Genomic DNA, 4,977 nt, shown 5'->3' with positions numbered 1-4,977 from the left:
TCTATTTCGGTCAAAATCCTCTTTTCAACAGCCTAATTGCATTCCATGCAGGGCATATTCGGCCTGGGAATCTCCGCTCCATGATCGGAAAGCCCGTTCACCCGGCCGCAAGTCGCTTGATCAGGACGATAGCTTCCGACGCATCTTCGCCCTCGTCTCCGGGATCCATCCGAAGCTCATCCACCAACGCCTGCAGCAAATACAGGCCGATCGGCGAGTCTTCGAGGCGCTCCAAAGCCTCCGCCCCCTCTTGCGGCAGCTTCACGGGACGGAGCGCTTCCCCGAACGTAACATCCGGCGAATCCGTTCCAATCCGGATCTTGAGCTCCGTCTCCCTCAACGTAAAGACCAGCCGCAGCATCGGCAGCGGTTCCCTTTCGCCCGCTTGCAGGATCGCATAATTGCACGCTTCGGTTACCGCTACCTTCAAGTCCTCGATCGCTTCGTACGACAACCCTACCCGGACGGCCACGCCGTACAGCGCCAAACGGACCGTGACCAGATCGTCCGCCAGGAGCGGCACACACAAGACAACGGTTTTCGAGCCGGCCTCCGTTTGCCCCTTCATAGTCCGCCCCCTTCCATCGTCAGGTAACGGGACAACCCGGTCATGTCGAACAGCCGCCGAATTTTGGCCGGCACTTCCTGTACGGCAAACGATGCCTCCTCCGGCTGCCGTTTCTTAAGGACGGAGACGAAAATCCCGATCCCCGTGCTGTCAATGTAAGTCAACTCCCGCAAGTTCAGCTTGAGCGGCACCGTCCGCTGACCCGCCAGCGGCTCCACGACGGAACGGAATTGCTCGGCCGTGCTCAAATCAAGCTCACCGGATAAGAACAACACGTTCGCTTCCGGCGTATTCAGCACTTTGACATGGAACTTCTGCGTGTCTCTGTCCATCCGCTTTTACCTCCCCCTGAATCAATCATTATTTGTAGAATAGCAGATTTTAGCAAGTTTTTCACGGCACTCCGCAGGGAAGTCTGCTGATTCACCGAAAAGCTGCCGGGGTAATCATCACTAACGAGGCGCCCAAAAACTTCAGCTCAGACAAGGAGTGATTGAAGATGGATCCTATGAAAAGCGTGGACATCGAGAAGAAAAGCGTCGAGAAACGGATGGATTCCGGTATGGTCGCTTCCACCTTCATCAAATACGCGGCTTACGTGGTCATCTTTTTCGGCTTTCTCTATTTCCTGGTCCGTTACGTATTGCCCATGCTCTAGTCCACTGCGTCACGATACGCGCACCGGCTCCGCCGCGTGCGCTTTTTTGCGGTATCGGCGTCTATCTTGTCCGTTCGTGGTATTGGCCGAAAGAGATCTCGTGGCCATAACGGTCCCGCCGGTAAGATCGATTCCTGAACCGCCGGCCGATCTAAAGGTCGTGGTTGTCGAATTGCTAAAATTGCTGTTTAAGTTATAGATCGTGTTCGTCGTAAGAGTTCCGGCTATCGTTCCGTTGCGAATATCCCGTTGGTTCGTTACATTGTTTAACGTTGCCAGCGTCACCAAGGATTACCGGCAGTTAAAAAATCGGTCGTCGAGCCGAATACTTTGCCGGTAATCGTCGTAATCGAACGCAAATCGTTAATGTTCGAAACGTTGACCGGAACGCTGGGGCTATTGACAATAGTGGCCTGAAGCGGATTCTTCGAGTTACTGAAAACAGAGTTATTTAAAAATGACGCCATCATCTCCGGTTCGCCGACTCCCACCAGATCCCAAGCATATTTAGTTCCTGCTGCCGTAAGTCAGCCTCCTGTTGTTTCAGATGGAGTAGTTGTTTTACCAAATCCTTCATGTAGAAACTCCTCTTTCCATAATAAGATGGAGAAGAAATTGAGAACTCAAGAGCGATTTTGGTGCTTTCTAAATTTATTCCGTCAGGTCAAGTTTTCATGCATGAAGAACAAATAAAGGTCGGAAAAAATCCGACCTTTACCCCTATAGTTTTTCAGTTGTATCGTATCCTCCGGGTCAATCGGTTGCCGTATGGAAATAATGAACGGACAGCAGCCTCCCGGTGTGCTCGTCCAAGAACAGCTTGAGCGCCCGCTGGCCCCGCTTGTAGACGATCCCGTCTTCGCCCGTCCAATCCGGCGTGCCAAGCGTTTGCCGCAGCGTGTCCGCCTTCATCTCCAGCGTCTTGCCGTCAATCTCGATCGTGCCCGCCTGAACGGGAACCATGACGTATTGGACAAACTGATCATACAGGCCGATCCGGCAATCATCGTATACGAAGATGCGCTCGTCCTTGAACAAAGGATCGGTTTCCTCGGCATTCGGCTTGCCTTTCATTTCGTAAAGCGTTTTCAGATCGTCCGTAACCGCGATCCCGTTGACCCGCTCCAGCGGCCATTTGACCGGCTCTCCGATCTCGGCTCCGGTTCCGGATTCTTCATAGACAGCGGTATTTACGGTGAGCGTCTGTTCCGTTGCCGCCAGCGCAGACGGATAAGAAAGCTTGTCCAATGCCGCAGGCGAATCTTCGGCGGAGCTCCAGGAAGCCCCGGTCAGTCCGATTGCAGCCGCGCCGATCAACCACCATTTGCTTAACCGTTTCATTGGAATCACCTCTCCCGTGTTGTGTCAGACAACGGATCGAGTTCAGACGTTTATTTATTGATGTAAAATGACATTCTCATCTACGGCAATGACAAGGCGTCCGCTTGCCATCTCCTTCTCGTAGTATTCGACCGCCGGCATGGACAGCCCGAGAGACAGAAGCTTCTCCCGCAGCGCCATGCCCTCGCATTTGTACAGCGGCGCTACCGTATGCGCCATCGCTTCTCCCACGAACCCGATCCGGCTTGCATACTTGGGCTTAAACATCTCCTCCGTCCGCACGTTCTCATGAGCCAAAATTTGAATCTGATCCACGCCGCGTCCCGCCGATTGAAAATCGCGGACCGCCTGCTTCACTTCCTGCTCGCCCTTGGCTACTACGATCGAATGATACATCGGTAACGCCTCCTTCAGTCGATAGTATAATCAAGCTTCTTACCGGACGTGCTCCAGTTGAAGCTGTCCGATCGGCATGTACACTTTCGGCTTTTTGCCGCTTTGCTTCATGACCATTTCCGCGTCGCCGATGACGGCGATCGAGGACTTCGATAAGCTTCCGACGGTGGCCCCATCCATCAGGACCGCGCCTTCTCCGATGATCGCGTTGCGGGCGAATACGCCCCGTCCGATATGCGCATTCGGCATCACGATGCAGTTGCGGAGCACGCTGCCCCGCCCGACGTACACGTCGTGCGAGATGACCGAGCGTTCCACTTGTCCGAAAATATGGCTGTTGCCGGCGATCAGCGAATACGTGACGCGGGCCGAGGGATCGACGTAGGAATGTCCGGCTATGCATGCGGGCGTATGCATCGGCCATGTGGCTTCGCTGCAGCGGAATCGCGGCTGTTCGCCGATCAGATCCATATGCGCTTCCCACAAGCTCTCTACGGTTCCGACATCGCGCCAATACCCGTCGTATGAGTATGCGTGCAGCTTGCCGCCGGAGCGCAGCATGGCCGGTATGACGTCTTTGCCGAAGTCCCGGGAGGAATGCAGATTGCGCGCGTCGCTGTCCAGCATCCGTTTTAAATAAGACCATTTGAATATATAGATACCCATCGAGGCGAGATTGCTTTTCGGCTGGGCCGGCTTTTCCGCGAATTCAACGACCCGCCCTTGGCTGTCCGTCCGCATAATGCCGAAGCGGCAGGCTTCCTCCCATGCGACCGGCGTGACCGCAATCGTCGCATCGGCCTCGCTGTCCTCGTGCTGCTTCAGCATCCGCCGATAATCCATCCGATATATATGATCGCCCGACAAGATCAACACGTGCTCCGGTTCGTGCCGCTGGATGAACGCTTGATTCTTGTACACCGCATCCGCCGTACCCGCATATTCGCTATCCTGCGGCGGCAGCAGGGTTACACCGTCCGCTTCGTTCGACCAGACCGCCCCGTTACCGATGTGTTCATGCAGGGATCCGGCTTGATATTGGGTCACGACGCCAACCGAGCGGATCCCCGAATTTTTGCAATTGCTCAAGCCAAAATCGATGATCCGGTAAGCACCGCCGAAATGAACCGCCGGTTTCGCTTTGGATGCGGTCAACACGCCCAACCGACGGCCTTCCCCGCCGGCAAGCAGCAAAGCTACACATGCTTGGGAATTCATCATTTCACCTGCACCTCTCTGTTGGTCTAGTGTTTCGTCGCTTTCGTTCGATACCTATGATTAACCGGGCGAGCGGTCTATGAAACATAAACTGGCAGCTTTCATAGAAAGAGCCGGCCGTCTTTCCAGGCGGGCCGAACGGATCGTTTGATCTATAGTTTTATAATTTTTTCACCAATATATTCAATGTACATGGCAACAATAATGAAAGAGACGCCCCTTTGAACACTCCCACCACCTGCGCTAATGGCGCTGAGGTGGGGGATTCTTGCGAACAGAGAAGCATCCTTCTCTTCTTGAGCAAGCGATCCCTGCAGTTCCCGCAGTTCAGTTGGCCTTCGCCAACAAACGCAGTCCTTCTTGCAAGATATTCATGCTGGCATTGTGGTCACGGTCATGGTGCGTGCCGCATCCTGAACAGGTCCACGCTCGCAAGTTTAGATTTTTCACTTCGGGGTTGCGCCATTGGCATACATGACAAAGCTGACTGCTTGGATAGTTTTTGGCGACCATGCTGATCGTGCGACCATACCACATTGCTTTATATTCCAGCATCGTGCGAAGGGTTGACCAGCTTGCTTCAGCAATGGACTTTGCTAACTTATGATTTTTCATTAGACTTAGAACCTGCAAATCTTCCAGACAGATCGTTTGGTTTTCACGGATCCACTTGGTCGAGAGCTGATGTAGAAAGTCTTGCCGAGCGTTAGCGATTCGCTCATGTATGCGAGCGACTTTTTGCTTCGCTTTTAGATAGTTGGACCCACCTTTCAGTCGACGAGACAAACGTCGCTGC

The 4,977-nt window shown here is 53.7% G+C and carries 8 protein-coding genes; 1 reads left to right on the top strand and 7 read right to left on the bottom strand.

All coding sequences use genetic code 11. From position 1 onward, the window contains the following. Nucleotides 1-97: 97 nt before the first annotated feature. Together QJ48_RS06295 and QJ48_RS06290 are read right to left on the bottom strand one after the other, a co-directional pair. Nucleotides 98-568, bottom strand: a complete 471-nt coding sequence (locus QJ48_RS06295) for an ATP-binding protein (protein ID WP_054972791.1) — start codon at nucleotides 566-568, stop codon at nucleotides 98-100. Next, nucleotides 565-900, bottom strand: coding sequence for an STAS domain-containing protein (locus tag QJ48_RS06290; RefSeq protein ID WP_054972790.1), 336 nt, complete (start codon nucleotides 898-900; stop codon nucleotides 565-567). Before QJ48_RS06290 ends, QJ48_RS06295 begins: the two co-directional genes overlap by 4 nt. Nucleotides 901-1,067: 167 nt before the next feature. Here QJ48_RS06290 and QJ48_RS38025 point away from each other — a divergent pair, with 167 nt between their 5' ends. Next, a complete protein-coding gene (locus QJ48_RS38025) occupies nucleotides 1,068-1,226 on the top strand; it encodes a hypothetical protein (protein ID WP_193394407.1) in 159 nt (52 codons plus the stop codon). 9 nt (nucleotides 1,227-1,235) lie between these two features. Here the strand turns inward: QJ48_RS38025 and QJ48_RS06285 are convergent, their stop codons facing one another. The 5 genes from QJ48_RS06285 to QJ48_RS06260 form a co-directional block, all read right to left on the bottom strand. Further along, the gene (locus tag QJ48_RS06285) at nucleotides 1,236-1,511 is read right to left on the bottom strand and encodes a hypothetical protein (protein WP_054972789.1); all 276 of its coding nucleotides are present in this window, start codon (nucleotides 1,509-1,511) and stop codon (nucleotides 1,236-1,238) included. 468 nt (nucleotides 1,512-1,979) lie between these two features. Further along, a complete protein-coding gene (locus QJ48_RS06275) occupies nucleotides 1,980-2,567 on the bottom strand; it encodes a hypothetical protein (protein WP_054972787.1) in 588 nt (195 codons plus the stop codon). 54 nt (nucleotides 2,568-2,621) lie between these two features. After that, nucleotides 2,622-2,963 carry a general stress protein gene (locus QJ48_RS06270; protein WP_054972786.1) on the bottom strand — a complete coding sequence of 114 codons (342 nt, stop codon included), beginning with the start codon at nucleotides 2,961-2,963 and terminating at the stop codon, nucleotides 2,622-2,624. Nucleotides 2,964-3,002: 39 nt separating this feature from the next. Beyond that, nucleotides 3,003-4,184, bottom strand: a complete 1,182-nt coding sequence (locus tag QJ48_RS06265; RefSeq protein ID WP_193394406.1) for a glucose-1-phosphate adenylyltransferase — start codon at nucleotides 4,182-4,184, stop codon at nucleotides 3,003-3,005. 324 nt (nucleotides 4,185-4,508) lie between these two features. Next, nucleotides 4,509-4,977, bottom strand: a 469-nt coding sequence (locus tag QJ48_RS06260; protein WP_157261537.1) for an RNA-guided endonuclease TnpB family protein, incomplete at its 5' end; no start/stop codon positions are given.

Source organism: Paenibacillus sp. A3 (assembly GCF_001399685.1).
Taxonomy (GTDB): domain Bacteria; phylum Bacillota; class Bacilli; order Paenibacillales; family NBRC-103111; genus Paenibacillus_G.
This window is presented reverse-complemented; position numbering and strand designations above follow the sequence as displayed.

What these genes read in the sequence shown, in the direction of transcription:
- QJ48_RS06295 (WP_054972791.1), bottom strand. Translation starts at nt 568, where the DNA reads ATGAAGGGGCAAACGGAGGCCGGCTCGAAAACCGTTGTCTTGTGTGTG.
- QJ48_RS06290 (WP_054972790.1), bottom strand. Translation starts at nt 900, where the DNA reads ATGGACAGAGACACGCAGAAGTTCCATGTCAAAGTGCTGAATACGCCG.
- QJ48_RS38025 (WP_193394407.1), top strand. Translation starts at nt 1,068, where the DNA reads ATGGATCCTATGAAAAGCGTGGACATCGAGAAGAAAAGCGTCGAGAAA.
- QJ48_RS06275 (WP_054972787.1), bottom strand. Translation starts at nt 2,567, where the DNA reads ATGAAACGGTTAAGCAAATGGTGGTTGATCGGCGCGGCTGCAATCGGA.
- QJ48_RS06270 (WP_054972786.1), bottom strand. Translation starts at nt 2,963, where the DNA reads ATGTATCATTCGATCGTAGTAGCCAAGGGCGAGCAGGAAGTGAAGCAG.
- QJ48_RS06265 (WP_193394406.1), bottom strand. Translation starts at nt 4,184, where the DNA reads ATGATGAATTCCCAAGCATGTGTAGCTTTGCTGCTTGCCGGCGGGGAA.